This is a genomic window from Paenibacillus ferrarius (assembly GCF_002027705.1).
Taxonomy (GTDB): Bacteria; Bacillota; Bacilli; order Paenibacillales; family NBRC-103111; genus Paenibacillus_E; species Paenibacillus_E ferrarius.
This window is the reverse complement of sequence record NZ_MBTG01000040.1, coordinates 1-16393: the sequence shown is the minus strand read 5'-3', so window position 1 is coordinate 16393 and position 16393 is coordinate 1. Positions and strand designations below refer to the sequence as shown.

The following is a 16393-nucleotide window of genomic DNA, read 5'->3' as shown; positions in this document are numbered from 1 at the left end:
AGTGCATACAGACGCTTTGATTTATTTCAGATAATTAATGGAACTGCTTAATCAAGCGTTTCGCCGTACCGTTAGGCGTCTCAATGACTTCATACATGTTGACTTTCACGCCGGAATCCACTTGTTCATTTTTTAATCCTGTGACAACAATTTTTTGATTGCCGCTTACCAGTTTGCCAGTTCCTAGCAATGAGGCCGTTTGCGTGCCGACTATGCGACCAAGCGAATCGATCATGTCGAATTCGACTTTGGAGAAATTGCTATCCACGATGACCTGATCCTCATGCGTTACATCAAGATCCAAATTGAGCTGGTAGGAATAAGTGCCATTGTTATAAAGCCAGCTAATGGAATCGCTATTCACTTTGATCGTGAATGGATACAAAGCAAGCGTATCGCTTACTTCCTCAGCTTGCAGCGCAACTTGGTAAGTGCCAATGTTCACTTTGCCTTGAGATACCGATTTATCATCGAAAATGTTCAAAGCAAAGGATTCGTCGTCCGTATCCTTTTTATTCGGCAGCAGGTAGGAATAACTCACCACGTAGGAGCTTCCCGGCGTAATTTGAGTCGTTACAGAAGTTTGACGAGTGCCCGTGTACGAATTTCCGCTGCTGTCGATCAGTTCGTTTTGCAGCTCGGGAAGAGCGATCGTACTTGAGCCGTTATTCGTAATTTTGTACTTGGCTATTGCTGTTTTATAGCCTAAATCATCATTCTGGTGGGCGTGCAGCTCAACGAGTGAGACATCTAAATTTTTGTTCACAACGGAGCTGTTGGTAAAAGTCAATTTGCTGCCCAGCTTATAAGCAGCTGCAGTCGTGAATCCATTTTGTGCTTCGCTTGCTCCTTTCAGGAGGAAGACAGCCACAGGCATTTGCCCTGTTGTTCCACTATTTGACCCAGTCGTTGAGCCCGTATTGGAGCCCGAAGTAGTGCCTGTCGTGGAAGCAGCAGATGAGCTTCCAGCTGTGCCCGTCGTCCCTGTCGCCGTTCCGCTCGAAGTCGAACTTACTGAGCTGGTAGAACTTCCCGTGTTCTCCCAAAGAACAAGCTGCGCGGCATTCGGATCAACGCCTGTTGGCAGAATCGCATTGAAATAATACGTCGTTGTTTCCTTTGGGGCTAGATATTCATTGCGGGCGGTATTATCCGAAGCTTTCACAGAAGTCCCTGCATCGCCGAATTGATACGAGGCGAAGAACGATGGTACCGCAGCGGCTGCATCTCCATCATTGCTGAGCGTTACGATCGTTTGGACATGCACGCCATCAGCCTGGTTGCTGTACTTGGAAGAATTCGCTTGAACCGTCATCTTCTCGCCATCCTGCTGTCCGCTGTACGTTTGTTTTGTATTCAAGTCCGTCGTTTGCAGCGACGTATTCAGGTTCATTGTACCCAGCGTAACATCCTCAGTTTGATTCAAATAGTAGTATTCCAGCGATAATCCGGATACCGGCATTTGCTTGGAAATCGGCGTTTTCAGCGTTACCGTATCTGATTCGCCAGGCAGGAACGTCGTTCCGGATCCATTAACAACCGTTGATGCATATTTCAAACCATTCGCGTCCACCAGTCTGACTTGCAGGCCCGTTGGCAGCTTCACGCTGCTTGCGCCAAGGTTTCTAGCTGACAATTGTGTATACATGACCCATTTGCCATTCTCCGACACACGAACACTTTGCCCTAATTGAAAAGCAATGGATGAATCAGTGGGCAGGGTGCTGTCGAGCGTTCGGAGATTAATAATCTCCTCTGGCACCTGCGCTTGCCCTTCTTGAATTGCGGAAGCGACCGGAAGATTGCCAAGATGGCTCATGAAGTCAGCCTTGCTTTCATCCCAGCGAAACACATCGATTTGCAATTGATCCGCAGTTTCCCCCTCATCCAAACTAGCGTAGAAGCGGAAGCTTGTATCTTGACCGGGAAGAACGCTGGCACTCTTTTTCTCACTTAGTTTAGCCGTGTAGCTGTGTCCTGAAGAATCTGTCACCCTAACGCCATATTGGTTGAAATCGATCGTCTTATTTCCCCCATTATGTAGAGAAACTGAGAACTGAAGCGACGACGATGAAAGAGCAGCTTGATTCAAGGTAAAATAAGAAGAATCCGAAATATACACGCCCGCCGATGCCGCATGAGCGGAAGGAGCTGCCCACGAAGCGGCTGTCAAGCTGCCGGTAAGCAGCAGGGCTAAACTTGTATGTTTGAAAGAAAGTGAAGTTAATTTGCGTATCACAATAATGACCTCCTAAAACGGATTGGTAGAAATAAGTTCAACTGACATTAGTCATATCGAAGCGCGTCGATAGGTTTTAACTTGGAAGCCTTGTTCGCTGGATAGAGTCCGAAAATGACACCGACTAAAGCAGAGAATAAAAAGGCATATAATCCTACGCTGAGGGAAAGACTTGTTTCCTGACTTGGATTGATATAAGGCCATGCCAGCGATAAGCCGACACCGACAATAAGTCCGATTAAACCACCCATCCCGCTGATTAATGTGGCTTCAACGAGGAATTGAAGTAAAATGTTCCGGCGTTTCGCGCCAATGGACTTGCGAATACCTATCTCCCGCGTTCGTTCACTGACGGTCACGAGCATGATGTTCATGATCCCGATCCCCCCAACGAGCAGGGAAATTGCAGCAACAGCAACCAGTTGATTCGTTAGCGTGCTGGAAGCGGCTTGTCTGGCGGTAATCAATTCGGAAGAGTTGAAGATATTGTAGCCTGACGTGCTTTTAAATTTGCTGTATAAATATCTCTCCAATACCGCCTGCACCTTGCTTACCTGGTCTCCACTCTCAGCTTCTACATACGTAGAGCGAATGTTGCCAAGTTTAAAATCTCTGCTCATCGTTGGCAAAGGTACAATGACTGAACTGTCCAATGAGGTACCGCTCGTATTCGAGCCTTTGCTTTCCAAAACACCAATAATGGTGTACATGTACCCATTCACATTGATTTCTTCATTAATGGGATCATCTTTGCCAAAAAACTTCGTTGCGACTTCGGTACCAATCACCGCTACGTGATTTCGAAAATCCAGATCAGCTGCCGCGAGGAAGCGGCCACTGGCGATTTTTCCTTTTTGCATATCCAAATAGCGGTCATTGGTGCCGATCACGTTATACGTTTGCGTAGTCCGATCATATTTAATGCTTGTGCTGCCTCTCGTCATCGTTGGTGCGATGGCACTAATGCCGGATGTGCCTTCCAGCTCCATAAGCTCATCGTATTTCAACTGCGTGGCGCGCCCATTGCCGAGCAAATTAACCGTCAGCAGGTTCGTCCCCAGTCCTTCGTATTGCTTCTCAATCGACTTGGATGTTCCTTGCCCGATAGATACCAGCGTGATGACGGAGCTAACCCCAATAATAACGCCCAGCATGGTCAAAACAGTCCGCAGCGGATTAGAACGCACCGTGGCCATAGCCATTTGGAAGAGCTCCCAAATTCTCATGAGGAAACCACCTCCTGATTGATCAAAGATGACATCGGCTCATTTCTTACATCGTTGATAATCTCTCCGTCTCTTAACGTGACGACGCGCTTCGCGTTATCGGCGATGTGATTATCATGCGTGATCAAAACAATCGTGTTGCCTTGCTCATTCAATTCCTTAATCAATTCAAGCACTTCAATGCCCGTTTTGGAATCCAGTGCGCCTGTAGGTTCATCCGCCAGAATGAGCGATGGTGAAATAGCTAAGGCTCTAGCAATGGCAACCCTCTGCTGTTGACCGCCGGAAAGCTCACTGGGCTTATGATGCCCGCGCTGCCCCATCCCGAGCTTCTCCAGCATGGCATTCGCTTGTTCTCTGCGCTGCTTGGTAGGAATGCCTGCATAGATCATCGGCAGCTCCACATTCTCAATCGCACTAAGCCTAGGCAGCAAATTAAATTGTTGAAATATGAAGCCGATCTTCCGATTTCTCAGCTCGGCAAGGCCGTTGTCGGACATCTGAACCGTCGAGACGCCGTCGAGCGTATACGTGCCTGAGCTAGGGATGTCCAGCAGGCCGATTGTATTCATAAGCGTGGATTTGCCAGATCCACTGGGACCGATAATGGCTACAAAGTCGCCTTTGGCAATGTGCAGCGTGATGCCTCTCAAGATTTGCAGCTGTTCATCGCCCCGGGCATAGCTCTTGGTGACCTGATTCAATTCAATGATGTTCATATCGTTGGCTCCTTTCCGGAAGCTGGTTCCTTACTGACGTGATCCGCCGCCGTTTTGGCCGCCACCAAACCCGCCGCCTCCATTGCCGCCTTGGAAGCCACTTGGCGGACCTCCTTCACCACCTGGGAAGCCTCCCGGCACTTGCTGCTGGGTCGTCGTTGTTGCTTTCCGAGTTGGCATGACAACTTCATTGCCCTCTTCCAAGCCGCTTACAATCTCTACCTGCGTTTTGCTGCGAATGCCGATTTTGATTTCATGCTGCTCTTCCACCGTTCCGTCCGCTTTCTTCAAAGAAACGGTTGATTTGCCTCTGGTCGTTGTCACGACTTGAATCGGCAGAACGAGAATATCTTTTTTATCCTGAATATAAATTTCAGCAGTTGCTGTCATCGCATATTTCAAATCATTCTGTGCCGTATTCGGAATGGCCACAACGGCATCATACGTCGTAACACCATTGGAAGTTGTTCCCACATTGGACACTGAGGTTACTTCACCCTGGAATGTTTTGCCCGATATTGCATCCACCTTCACGGTTACCTTTTGCCCTACTTTCACACTTGTCAAATCAAGCTCATCGACTGCAATAGCCAGCTGCATCGTGCTTAAACTTGCTACCGCGCCTAATGTCGTATTGGCATTAATTTGGGCTCCCACCGGGTAGTTGCGCAAAACATTGCTTTTACTATTCGCAAAGTCAGCTGAGAACACGCCGTCGAATGGCGCTTTGATCGTCAACTGATCAATCTTTTGCTGCGCATCATCCACTTTAATCTTCTGGCTGTCAATCGCCGCTTGTTTACTAATGACGTTATTCTGCAAATCATCATTGAACAACGTGGCAATCAGATCGCCTTGTTTCACCGTTTCTCCGTCTTTGAACTTCATGCTTTTGACCGTACCGCTCGCATCAGAGAATATCGGCGACGTCCGAACGTAGTCCAAAGCCGCTTGATCGGAGGATTCTACTTTACTGTCTCCCGTGCCCACACTGCCTTTTACTTTCAAGCCCGCTGACAGCGTTCCGTCATTGGCCACCAGCACCTCGACATCAACCATTTTATTTCCGTTGGCATCCGCCTTCACATCGTGACCAATTGTGTTGACACTTCCCACCTTTGACAGCAAATAACCATCCACCGTCAATTCCACATTATCGCCATTCTTCAATTGCACAGCCTCTTGCAAAGGAAAAGGCAGTTTCACTTTAAACTGCGTCGTATCGGAAATCGTTCCGATCTTCGTTGTTTTATTCACTTGACTGCCTACATCCAAGTTGGAAGCCAAGGTCAATTTTCCACTCATCGCAGCCGAAATACTCATATGATTTTGCTCATCCTGCAATTCGGCCAGTTCTTTCTCCAGCTGTTGCAAGCTCACTTGGGCTTCCTTCAGATTCGTTTCTGTGGAAGGAACCGAAAGTTCGACCAGCACATCGCCTTTCTTCACCGCTTGATTCTGTGTCAAATTCATCGTTTTAATGATGCCATCTACCGGAATGACAATGTTTTGCTTGTCTTTGGCATCCAATTGCGAAGTCCCCGATACCGTGGAGGAAATCGCTCCTTTACTTACCTTCATCACCTGTTGTTGTGCAGCTGCAGCGGCGGGTTGCGACTTTTTATTTATGTATACATAAGTTCCCGCTCCACATAATATCGCAGCCAAAACCACAATCAACCATTTTTTCTTCCGGCCGAATTTCATCGATAAATCCCCTCTCCCATGTTCCATAACTCCGAATGACATTTCCCTAAGTCTTCTTCACAAGACCCAGTGTAATGGCGGCGGCTGAAACCCTTCTGAACATCGGCTGAAAGTCAGTTGAATGCAAGCTGAACATTTGCTGAAAGCACTTTCCCCGCTTCGGTAATACGAAGACAAACAGAGCCCTCCGGAATTTCCGGGGGGGCCAAAGGCAGATTGATTAGCTATAGGTCGAACAAGCTGTGGTGCCTTCCTATAGTGCGATGCGGATGTGATTTTTTTGGGGGTGGCTTAGGTGCGGGATGCTGGTGTGGATTGGGATGTGCGCGGGATTGTGGGGATGCGTGTGGATTTGGATGTGGTGCGGGATTGTGGGGATGCGAGTAATTTGGTTGTGGGGCGGGATTGTGGGGATGCGAGTAAATTGGTCCGCTTTGAGTCAAACAGACATTGAACCAGTGAAAGGGAACTATGTTCCCTTATTCATCCTCAAAACAATCTTTTAACCAGTGAGACGGAACTATGATCCGCTAATTGGCCTAGATTGGCTGGATTTCATCATTTCAAGCCGGAATAGAGGATCATAGTTCCCTTTCAGCTGCAAATGTTGGATTACGAGTCAAATAGCGGATCTCAGTTCCCTTTCAAAACAGTGATCCACCTTACTGGCGATCAACTTGTCACCATTGTGGCGCGGGATAGTGATCATGCGAGTAGATTTGAATGTGGTGCGGGATTGTGGAGATGCGTGTGGATTTGGTTGTGGTGCGGGATTGTGATGATGCGTGTGGATTTGGATGTGGCGCGGGATTGTGATGATGCGAGTAATTTGGATGTGGTGCGGGAGTGTGGTCATGCAAGTAAATTTGATTGTAGCGCGGGATTGGGGGATGCGAGTAGATTTGATTGTGGCGCGGGACTGTGATGATGCGAGTAGATTTGATTGTGGCGCGGGACTGTGATGCTGCGAGCAGATTTGATTGTAGCGCGGGATTGGGTGATGCGAGTAGATTTGGAAGTGGCGCGGGATTGTAGTGATGCGAATAATTGGGTCCACTTTGAGTCAAACAGACATTGAACCAGCGAAAGGGAACTATGTTCCCTTATTCATCCTCAAAACAGTCTTTTAGCCAATGAGACGGAACTATGATCCGCTAATTGGCCTAGATTGGCTGGATTTCATCATTTCAAGCTGGAATAGAGGATCTCAGTTCCCTTTCAGCTGCAAATGTTCGATTTTGAGTCAAATAGCGGATCTCAGTTCCCTTTCGCAACAGGGATACACGATACTGCGATCATCTCGTCACCATTCGCTGAATCTGCGCAAAGCAATTTCCAGCGGCAAAGCGTTGGCTTTCGTGGGGTTCGTATGGCCCACATGCTCCTTCCAGGCGTCATGCAGCACTTGGTGGCGCTTGACAATCAATTGAAAAAATGGCGATGCTTCTAAACGCAGAATAAAATCAGTATTCTCTGCCAAGGTTAGATGAAATACACCGCTTAATAAGGCTTTCGCTATGATCCAGTGGCCAGCTGAGTTGGGATGGATACCATCACCCGAACGATAGTGGCCATTCTTCTTCCGTTCCTGCTGTATATGGCGAAGCAGCGGATCATACACATTCACGACTGCATCCGCCTTGCGATCGAGCGTGAGAATCCAGTTTGCATAGGACCGAAGCACATCATTGTAATGTTCAAAAGGGGTTTTGTAGCTATAGTTGTTCTCCCCTTCAGGGATAAGCGCACTTGCCTCAATCGACAGGTGATCAAATGGTGGCGGGGTCATGACAACTGCTTTGGCTCCGTAAGCGTGGATTCTGCCTATCGCATCCAGCATTCCTTGTTGGTAGGCGGCGAACCGCTCCGCAGAAAAAGGCGCATAAATACCATCGTTCATGCCATATCCCAATACCACCCAATCCGGCTTGCTTTCTTGCAGGGCTCTTGCAAGACGATCATGAATGCAAGGACGCGGAAACGGATGATCAGGTTCTGATAACCCGGAAGCCGTTTCGCTGCTAACGCCTAGGTTGATTAACGTGTAGCGATTCTCTGGCCGCTGCTGTTGCAGATACGCATCCAAATAGGCGATAAATGTCCCGTCCTCCGTTATGCTGTCACCTAGAAAAACAATTCTGATTGGCTCATTCATCTGTTATTCCCTTTCTGATGGTCGTTGTATCACGCTTCATTCAATAACCCAAAGAAGCCCCGCCATCTACAGTTAACGCGAGTCCAGTAATAAACGCGGAGCTATCGCTAGCTAAATATAGGGCTGCTTGCGCGATTTCTTCTGCGCTTGCGCAGCGGCCTAACGGGTGCATGTCGGTCAACGCTTGGACTGTAGCCATCGGGTCCGCTTGCTGTCCAATCCATTGCTCTAATAATGGCGTCATAACGCCGGCCGGGCAAAGGCAATTTACACGTACGCCATCCTTGGCGTAATCAAGCGCCAAAGATTTCGTCATGGCGATAATCGCCCCTTTGGTAGCGGCATAAACCGGATTGTTCCGCTGCCCGATTAGTCCGTTCAAGGAGGACATATTGACGATATTACCTTTGTTTTTGCGGATTTCGGGGATGCAATGCTTAATCATTAAATACACACTTTTCAAGTTGATATCCAGCGTCCGCGTCCATTCTGTCTCAGTAATTTCTTCCAATTCCTTGGGTAAAACAACAGCTGCGTTGTTGAAAAGAATATCAATGGAACCAAACGCAGACAAAGTTTCCCTCACTACATGTTCGACCTGCGCTTCCGCAGAAACATCCGCTTTTACCGCAAAAGCTCGCTTTGAGCCTGCAACTTTCGCATTAATTTCATCAACAACTCGTCCTGCTTGGACCTCATTCCAGTCCGCAACGATGACATTTGCCCCATGGTTAACAAATAATTTGGCCGCAGCTTCTCCGATCCCAGAGCCTGCCCCGGTAATAATGGCAACCTTCCCCTTTAACTGCATAAAGACCTTAACCTCCAATCCAGCTGAACGATTCATATGTTCCTGTTGTTACTATTCACCCAAAGCCTATACACCTGTCCTCACAAAAAACTCGTTTGTCCGTTTTTGTGAATTTCTTAAATGGACGGTCATCGCTGCAGCAGCGCCTTGGGGATCACGGTCACGCAGCTTCTGTAAAATCGCCTGATGCTCCGACCACTCGACATTCGTGGTGTCTACATCAAGCGTTATTTGAATAAAGGTTAGATATCGCTGGATTTGCTCCATATACCCTCTGACCAAGTTTTGCAGATTCGTATTGTCACAGTAGGATAGAATCGTTCCATGAATCGAATTATTCATTTCATCAATAATGTCTAAACCGTTCGCTGATGGCGTAGAAGGATTGTTGTGGAGCGAATCCATCGTAGCTTGCAGGTGTTCCAGCACTTCAGCAGGCAGATGATTCGTCGCTTTTTCTACCGCCAGCGGTTCGAGCTGCATTCTGATTTCATATAGCTCGTTCAAATCCTTGAGGCTCATCATATTCACAAACATCCCCTTGAACGGAATTACATGGATGAATCCTTCGGATTGCAATCGGGAAAGCGCTTCCCTAATCGGAATATTGCTGACTTCTAAATTGCGTGCTAATTGATCGATGTTAATTTTCTCGCCTGATTTTAGTTTATGTGACAGGATATCTTCTTTGACAATACGGTAGATTTCTTCCGTTATATTAACACGACTGATTTTACTTCCCATTTGATCCTCACCCAACATTTTTCTTTTAATATATCATGTATGATTGATGGTTATCAAACGATAAAACTTGAAGCCCTTCTTCATAGGCAAGAAGAGCTCCAAGCTTTTCACTTACGGGGTTACGATCAGCGCATCCGAAAGCATGTAGGTCCCTGTTTTTTTCACAGCTTTGAACGTATGCGTGCCACTGGATAGCCCGGAAATGCTGTACAACGATTGCTGCGCTAAGCGTGCAGCGTTGTAGGTATTCACGGTTTGTTTGAACACATTGTCGATATAAATATCAACATTGCCTTGGCCTGGATCTTTCTCCGTGATCCATTCGATACCGGTTCCCGTAAAGGAGAATTGCAAGTAGTCATTGTTGGTTTGTGTGAAATGAACATCATTGTTGTAATCACCAAACCCTCTGTTGCTGTTTAGCGACCAAGCGCCTGAATACGCAACAGCAGGATCTGTATCATTGAATTGAATCCTCGTATCCTGTACGTTAAATTTATCCAGCAGCATGTATGTTCCCGATTTCTTCACGGCTTTGATCGTATGAGTCCCGCTGGAAAGCCCGGAAATGCTGTATAAGGTTTGCTGAACAATACGGCTGGGATTATAGGCACTCACCGTTTGTTTGAACACATTGTCGATGTAGATATCAACATTGCCTTGAGAGGAATCCTTTTCAGCAATCAAATCAATGCCTGTGCCTGTAAAGCTGATTTGCACATAATCGTTATTGGTTTGTGTAAAATGTACATCATCCTGGTAATCCCCAAAGCCTCTTGCGCTGCTGAGCGACCAAGTCCCTGAATAGGTGATGGCCGGATTGGTGTCATTTATCTGTACAGGAGACGGCACGTTAAAGATCAGCTTATCCAACAGCATATACGTTCCCGATTTTTTAACGGCTTTGATCGTATGCACACCATTGGGAAGACCGGTAATGCTGTACACTTTTTGCCCGGCTAATCGTGTGGTGTTGTACGTATTCACGGTTTGCTTGAACACATTATCCACGTAGATGTCCATGTTCCCTTGAGAGGAATCCTTTTCCGTAATGAGATCAACACCTGTGCCTGCAAAAGAATACTGAAAGGAATCGTTGTTCGTCTCGGTAAAATGCACATCATCCTGGTAATCCCCAAATCCGCGGCTGTAGCTCCGCGCCCAAGCCCCATTGTAAACAATACCCGTATCATCATCATTAACGGTAACAGAACCGCCAAGAGCAGTTACTTTCAACAACCGAGATGCATGAGAAGCCAAATTAACAGAGCTATAGCCCATGTTATAGGTACCGAGATCGGAATGGCTCCACAAATCGCGTACGCTGGCTGGACCGTTCAGCCCGATATCATTCCAATTCACCGTCACTGCCGAGCTTGAGCTTCCGAGATTAAACAAACCTACCGTATAGCTGCCATCGCCGTTATTGGCATACCAGACTTGCTGATTCGATGCCATGGAGACAGGATGCGCTGGATGACCCGCTTGATTGACGGCGATCACTTCATCATTGGTCAATAATTGAATGCCATAGCTGTCCAAATTAGTTAAATCATTGCCTGTATACAGCTGAGCCGATGACATCGCCCAAAGGGACATAGCTGTTTGGCGTTCATCCTGCGTCATGCCATCCATGGCGCCGTTGCCGATGTCCAGAGAATCAAAATCGTTCCAGCCCCCCGCCCCTGCTTCCCGCCACCACTGATTGGCATCAGGGAAGAGTCTGGCAATATTGGGCCAAGCCGTCAATGCCGTCGTTCCGCAATAACACTCAACGTCCCAGTCTACACGCCAGCCATTCGCGTACTGCTTCCACGTGCTGGCATAATTATGATCCAATGCCCACGAAAGTTCGAACCAGATTTGATGCGGCGCCAAAGCCTGAGACCATGCCTTGACATCATCGCGAGCATCAATTGTCGTATCGTTATGTCCAGAGCCTGGCGTTACGCTATCGAACTTCACGAAATCAACGCCCCACGAAGCAATTTGATCGGCAATTGAGGTAATATAGCTCTGTGCGCATGGATTCGCAAAATTAATTTTATACCCGATATTCCAATAATCCGCTGTTGTCAGGGGGAGAACTACAATGTCCTGCGCGTGGCAGGAAGTTCCCAAGATCGGCAAATTTGCATTGTACACAGCAGGCGACATCCCTGGGATAAAATACAATCCAAACTTTTGCCCATTATTATGCACGTAATTAATAACATCACTTAATCCATTCGGATACAAAGTCGCACTAGGTTGAGGTCGGCCATACGCGTCTGCACCTGAACTCCACCCGGCATCCACATTAATATACGTATAGCCATGCGGCTGAAGTGTTGTATGCATCGCATCGGACTGTGCTTTAATCTGAGCTGCGGTAATCCAGTTTGCACTATTGGTGTAGCTTTGCATGCTGTAGCTGCTCCAGCCCATTAACGGTTTTTGTGCCAAACCATTATTAGCGGCGTGAGCAACTTGCGTATTGGCTGGCAAATAGGCGGCCAACAACAAACTAACGAATATCGTAAAAGTTACGAATATTCGCATGTTTTTCCTCTTTTTCCCCACATCATACATCCCCTTTAACGCTAGATTGGCAAAAAAAAGCCAGGTGCTCAATATCGTGATCAAACACCTGACCTGACTTCTCTTTCACTTATTTTTTAATTGCTGCAGCATCATACGCCTTCTGTAAAATTTCGAGATAACGGCCGACCTTCAAATTATCCAGACCTTTGACATACGCATCCCAATCCTTCGTCAAATCTTTATTGCCTGTGATGAATTGAAGCGCGCTTTGCTCAATATAGCTTTTAATGTTGGTTTGTAAAATTGTAGCTTCATCCGTCAGAGCCGGATCAATCCAAACGGCCCACATCGGGAACAGTTCCTTTGGCTCGTGTCCTTGATACAGAAGCGTTGCATCATATAATCTGCGCTCGTAGTTAGCCGAATCATAAATATCCGTTCCTTGCACGAAGCTATCGCGATAGGCGGCTGGTTGATAGAAATGTCCCATCCCGCTCCATCCAGCATTGCGTGGAGGTTGACCATCAACAGCAGGAATCGTTGCGATTTGCGGTGTAACCCCTTTGCCTAACGCAACTTCACCTTCTTTGGGCTTTCTCCAGTCAATCCCTTCCATCCCGGATGCCGCATTCGTTTGACCTTCCATGGTGAACATGTAATCGACCATTTTGATCAACGTAATTTGGGCTTCTTTGCTCGCTTTATTCGTAATGACGAATTTCGCGCCTGGCGTTAATCCGCCCCCGTCGTGTGTAGCGAACGAACCATGCGGTCCTGTCAGTGGAGGTACCGGATTGTAATCAGCTGAGTTTTTGTTGCCTTTATCGATGTTCACGAAAATGGCAGGGTGCATGCCAGCTCCCGCTCCAAGGATTTGACCGCTTGCGTTCTCACCGATTTTTTTGTAGGCTTCGGCATTTTGTGTAAATGCGCCCGGATCAATGAGTCCCTCTTCATACAGCGATTTGATGTAGGCAAGTCCTTCTTTCCATTCCGGCTTATTCGCCGCTGTATCTACTTTGCCGTTCTTGAGGTTCAAATAATTGCGATCATCATTATAGATGAAGCCATTCATTAAGAACGGAATGACACGTACCCCGAAGTCTTCGATGGACCCGCTTAGCGGTACTTCATCGGCTTTGCCGTTTCCGTTTGGATCATTTTTCTTGAAGGCTTCCAGTACTTTCTTGAAATCCTCTGTCGTTTTGGGCATTTCCAGATTCAATTTTTTCAACCAGCTAGTATTGATCCACATCTTGTTGGGATAAGAGCAGTGGAAGCATTCCGTATAGGAACCTAGACCATAAATCTTACCGTCCGGTGCTGTGATGAAGCTTTTGAACGTAGGCTCTTTGGCCATTGCTGCTTTAATATTCGGTGCGTACTGATCAATCAAATCATTCAAAGGCAATATAACACCTTGCTTGCCGAATTTCAGCAAATCAGCTTGCGAGAACTGATCAATATACGAAGTTAGGATATAGGACTCCGGATAATCCCCGCTGGCCAGCGAGATTTGACGTTTTTCTTTGGCGCCATCGTAGGGAATAACATCGAACTTGAATTTAGCATTAAACTTGCTTTCCAAATGCTTCGTGAACAAGTTTGTATTCAAATCTATCGTATTGTCCTGTTGAGCAAACACGCTAATTTGTACAGGTTTACCTGCTTGTGCTGCACCTGCAGTTGCTGTCTCTGTTGTAGGCTTTGACGTTCCCGCACTCTGGTCGTTTTGCGAACATGCCGCAACAAACAGACTGACCATCAATACGCAAGACAAAGCGATGACCGATTTTCTTTTCATGTAATCCGCTCCCTTTTTATTGAACTGACGAAATGAATATGAGATTAATTATTAGGTATTATCCATTTGTTATCGTATAGCTATCACCCCTTTCAATTCTTCAAAGGGACTTCCATCCCTGCTTCCTCTTGATTATCAGCAAGATTAGCTTTAACCTTTAACCGACCCCACCAGCATCCCCTGAACGAAAAAACGCTGCACAAACGGATAAATAATGAGGACTGGCAACGTGGCCACGACGATAAGTGAATACTTCAAAAGCTCAGCTAGCTGCTGCCGTTCCACCAATTTTAAAGCATCGGTCGCATTGGAACTGTTGTTCAGAATGATAATGCTTCGCAGGATGAGCTGGAGTGGAAACAAACTCGCCGTTTTCAAATAAATAAGCGCATCGAAATAGGCATTCCATTGTCCTACCGCATACATTAAAACGAGCACAGCAATGATTGGTTTGGACAGCGGCACGACGACACTTCGCAGAAAGCGAATATCGCTGCAGCCATCAATTTCACTAGCATCAATCAGCTCGCCGGGGATAGAAGCTTGAAAAAATGTACGTGTAATGATGACCTGCCATACCCAAATCGCATTGGGAATCAAGATGGCCCACCTTGTATCAATAAGCCCCATTTGCTTCACGACGAGATACATCGGAATCAAACCTCCACTGAACAGCATAGTGAACGTAATCAGCATCATGAGCACATTCCGCCCAAAAAAAGTATGACGCGACAACGGATACGCAATCATAATGGTAAGGCTTACACTTATCACCGTGCCGACCGCTGTATAGAACAGCGAATTGGCATAGCCAGTAACGATCTTCGGATTATCCATCAGACTCGCATAACCTTTAAGCGAAAATTCCACCGGATACAACCACACACGGCCTGAAGTTACCGCCGACGGACTGCTGAAGGAGCTGCTCAAAATATAAATAAGCGGATACAACACAACAATCAAAACGAGGCCTAAGACCACGTAGATGCCCATTAAAAAAAGTTTATCCCCGACCGAATCCTTGATCGATGATGTCGTCCTATTCATGTGTTCGCACCCCTTCCTCTACCAAATACTTGTGTTTGATAATCGCTTAGCCAGCATATTAACCACGACCAGCAGCAGCAAATTAATAGCTGAATTAAACAAACCCACCGCAGTTGCGAAGCTGTAGTTCGCATTCAACAAACCAATTTGATACACGTAGGTAGCAATGATTTCCGAATTAATTTTGTTCAGCGGGTTCTGCAGCAGATATATCTTCTCAAATCCGATAGACATCACACTGCCCACATTTAAAATAAAAACAATCGTGATCGTCGGCATAATGCCTGGCAAATCAATATGACGAATTTTCTGAAAGCGCGACGCACCATCCACCTTAGCCGCTTCATACAGGGCTGGATCGACACCAGCCAGAGCAGCCAAGAAAATAACCGCTGAATATCCAGCTGTCTGCCAAATGTCGGACCATACATAGATGGAACGAAACATCCCTGGCTCCCCGAGGAAATTAATCGAATTCATCCCGAGGTGGTTCATCATAACATTAAAGAAACCCAGCCTTGGCGCTAAAAACAGCATAATAATCGATACCATCACAACCGTCGATATAAAATAAGGAGCAAACGATACGAGTTGCACAAGTCGTTTGAACCTGCCATTACGAATCTCATTAAGGGCCAACGCCAATATGATGGGAATCGGAAAGCCGACAATTAAAAGATAGCCGCTAATCAGGATCGTATTTTTAATTAATGTCCAGAACAACGGATTTTCGAAAAACAGCTTAAAATGCTTAAAGCCTACCCACGGGCTGCCCCAAATCCCTTTGGTGACGTTATAATCCTTAAAGGCCAAAACGGCATTTAACATCGGATAATATTTGAAAATAATAAAAAACAACGCTGGCGGTATCACAATGAGATACAATTGCCAATGTTTCTTGAAGCTCTTTAATGCTGCTTCGCGAATTCCTCCGCGTGTTTTGGCTGCCGCATGACTGCGTTTCATCACAATTCCCTTTTCCAAATGACTCCCCCCAATTACCTCTGTTCAGATATGATAGCGCTTTCTATATGGCTGATTATAGGCCGTTTTTCCACTTACCGTATAGGTACATCTGCGTCATTTTACGAACATATCGCCCGATTGCAGCGAACATTTGCCTGTTAGAACGGGCAATTTTCCTACGCTGCATGCGTTCAAGTCAGAACGCGAAAAGGCGTATGGCTTAACTTGCGGGAATCGGAAGAAATGTGATTTGGTCTCTTGTTTTATTGATGGAAGATGAAAATTAAAAGATAAAAACCTAAAAGATAAAAAAATTAAAAGATAAAAAACCAAATAAAAAAGAGCTGTTCCTTAAAGTAGTAAACCTACTTGAGGGCAGCTCATTTTTTGTTCCAGTTCCAGTTCCAGTTCCAGTTCCAGTTCCAGTTCCAGTTCCAGTTCCAGTTCCAGTT

Annotated in this window: 12 protein-coding genes; 1 reads left to right on the top strand and 11 read right to left on the bottom strand. The window is 46.5% G+C overall.

Features of this window, described 5'->3' with window-relative positions:
* Positions 1 to 34: 34 nt before the first annotated feature.
* From BC351_RS31420 to BC351_RS31405, 4 genes are read right to left on the bottom strand one after another with little or no spacing between them, the layout of a single operon-like run.
* Positions 35 to 2239 (bottom strand): hypothetical protein, encoded by a 2205-nt coding sequence (locus BC351_RS31420; protein ID WP_079418488.1) that lies wholly within the window; start codon positions 2237 to 2239, stop codon positions 35 to 37.
* A 47-nt stretch (positions 2240 to 2286) separates the two neighbouring features.
* Positions 2287 to 3465 (bottom strand): ABC transporter permease, encoded by a 1179-nt coding sequence (locus BC351_RS31415; protein WP_079418486.1) that lies wholly within the window; start codon positions 3463 to 3465, stop codon positions 2287 to 2289.
* Complete coding sequence (locus BC351_RS31410; RefSeq protein WP_079418484.1) at positions 3462 to 4184, bottom strand: ABC transporter ATP-binding protein; 723 nt, start codon at positions 4182 to 4184, stop codon at positions 3462 to 3464. Before BC351_RS31410 ends, BC351_RS31415 begins: the two co-directional genes overlap by 4 nt.
* 30 nt (positions 4185 to 4214) lie before the next feature.
* Complete coding sequence (locus BC351_RS31405) at positions 4215 to 5891, bottom strand: permuted SH3 domain-containing protein (RefSeq protein ID WP_079418482.1); 1677 nt, start codon at positions 5889 to 5891, stop codon at positions 4215 to 4217.
* 295 nt (positions 5892 to 6186) lie between these two features.
* On the opposite strand from BC351_RS31405, the gene BC351_RS42515 reads away from it, so the two are divergent.
* Positions 6187 to 6345, top strand: coding sequence for a hypothetical protein (locus BC351_RS42515; protein WP_158082295.1), 159 nt, complete (start codon positions 6187 to 6189; stop codon positions 6343 to 6345).
* A gap of 849 nt (positions 6346 to 7194) precedes the next feature.
* Here the strand turns inward: BC351_RS42515 and BC351_RS31390 are convergent.
* From BC351_RS31390 to BC351_RS31360, 7 genes are all read right to left on the bottom strand, one after another.
* Positions 7195 to 8046, bottom strand: a complete 852-nt coding sequence (locus tag BC351_RS31390) for an SGNH/GDSL hydrolase family protein (RefSeq protein WP_079418476.1) — start codon at positions 8044 to 8046, stop codon at positions 7195 to 7197.
* A gap of 40 nt (positions 8047 to 8086) precedes the next feature.
* Entirely contained in the window at positions 8087 to 8857 is a 771-nt protein-coding gene (locus BC351_RS31385) for an SDR family NAD(P)-dependent oxidoreductase (RefSeq protein ID WP_079418474.1), read from the bottom strand.
* A 66-nt stretch (positions 8858 to 8923) separates the two neighbouring features.
* The gene (locus BC351_RS31380) at positions 8924 to 9601 is read right to left on the bottom strand and encodes a GntR family transcriptional regulator (RefSeq protein ID WP_079418472.1); all 678 of its coding nucleotides are present in this window, start codon (positions 9599 to 9601) and stop codon (positions 8924 to 8926) included.
* 111 nt (positions 9602 to 9712) lie between these two features.
* Entirely contained in the window at positions 9713 to 12142 is a 2430-nt protein-coding gene (locus BC351_RS31375; RefSeq protein WP_208629871.1) for a glycoside hydrolase family 27 protein, read from the bottom strand.
* A gap of 109 nt (positions 12143 to 12251) precedes the next feature.
* Positions 12252 to 13928, bottom strand: a complete 1677-nt coding sequence (locus tag BC351_RS31370; RefSeq protein WP_079418470.1) for an extracellular solute-binding protein — start codon at positions 13926 to 13928, stop codon at positions 12252 to 12254.
* Between the two features lie 150 nt (positions 13929 to 14078).
* A complete protein-coding gene (locus BC351_RS31365; RefSeq protein WP_079418468.1) occupies positions 14079 to 14975 on the bottom strand; it encodes a carbohydrate ABC transporter permease in 897 nt (298 codons plus the stop codon).
* Positions 14976 to 14993: 18 nt separating this feature from the next.
* Complete coding sequence (locus BC351_RS31360) at positions 14994 to 15941, bottom strand: ABC transporter permease (RefSeq protein WP_079418543.1); 948 nt, start codon at positions 15939 to 15941, stop codon at positions 14994 to 14996.
* Positions 15942 to 16393 lie beyond the last annotated feature (452 nt).

Coding starts and splice junctions, on each gene's coding strand:
- BC351_RS31405 (WP_079418482.1), bottom strand. CDS start 5,891: ATGAAATTCGGCCGGAAGAAAAAATGGTTGATTGTGGTTTTGGCTGCG.
- BC351_RS31415 (WP_079418486.1), bottom strand. CDS start 3,465: ATGAGAATTTGGGAGCTCTTCCAAATGGCTATGGCCACGGTGCGTTCT.
- BC351_RS31410 (WP_079418484.1), bottom strand. CDS start 4,184: ATGAACATCATTGAATTGAATCAGGTCACCAAGAGCTATGCCCGGGGC.
- BC351_RS31390 (WP_079418476.1), bottom strand. CDS start 8,046: ATGAATGAGCCAATCAGAATTGTTTTTCTAGGTGACAGCATAACGGAG.
- BC351_RS31375 (WP_208629871.1), bottom strand. CDS start 12,142: ATGCGAATATTCGTAACTTTTACGATATTCGTTAGTTTGTTGTTGGCC.
- BC351_RS31370 (WP_079418470.1), bottom strand. CDS start 13,928: ATGAAAAGAAAATCGGTCATCGCTTTGTCTTGCGTATTGATGGTCAGT.
- BC351_RS31380 (WP_079418472.1), bottom strand. CDS start 9,601: ATGGGAAGTAAAATCAGTCGTGTTAATATAACGGAAGAAATCTACCGT.
- BC351_RS31360 (WP_079418543.1), bottom strand. CDS start 15,941: ATGAAACGCAGTCATGCGGCAGCCAAAACACGCGGAGGAATTCGCGAA.
- BC351_RS31385 (WP_079418474.1), bottom strand. CDS start 8,857: ATGCAGTTAAAGGGGAAGGTTGCCATTATTACCGGGGCAGGCTCTGGG.
- BC351_RS31365 (WP_079418468.1), bottom strand. CDS start 14,975: ATGAATAGGACGACATCATCGATCAAGGATTCGGTCGGGGATAAACTT.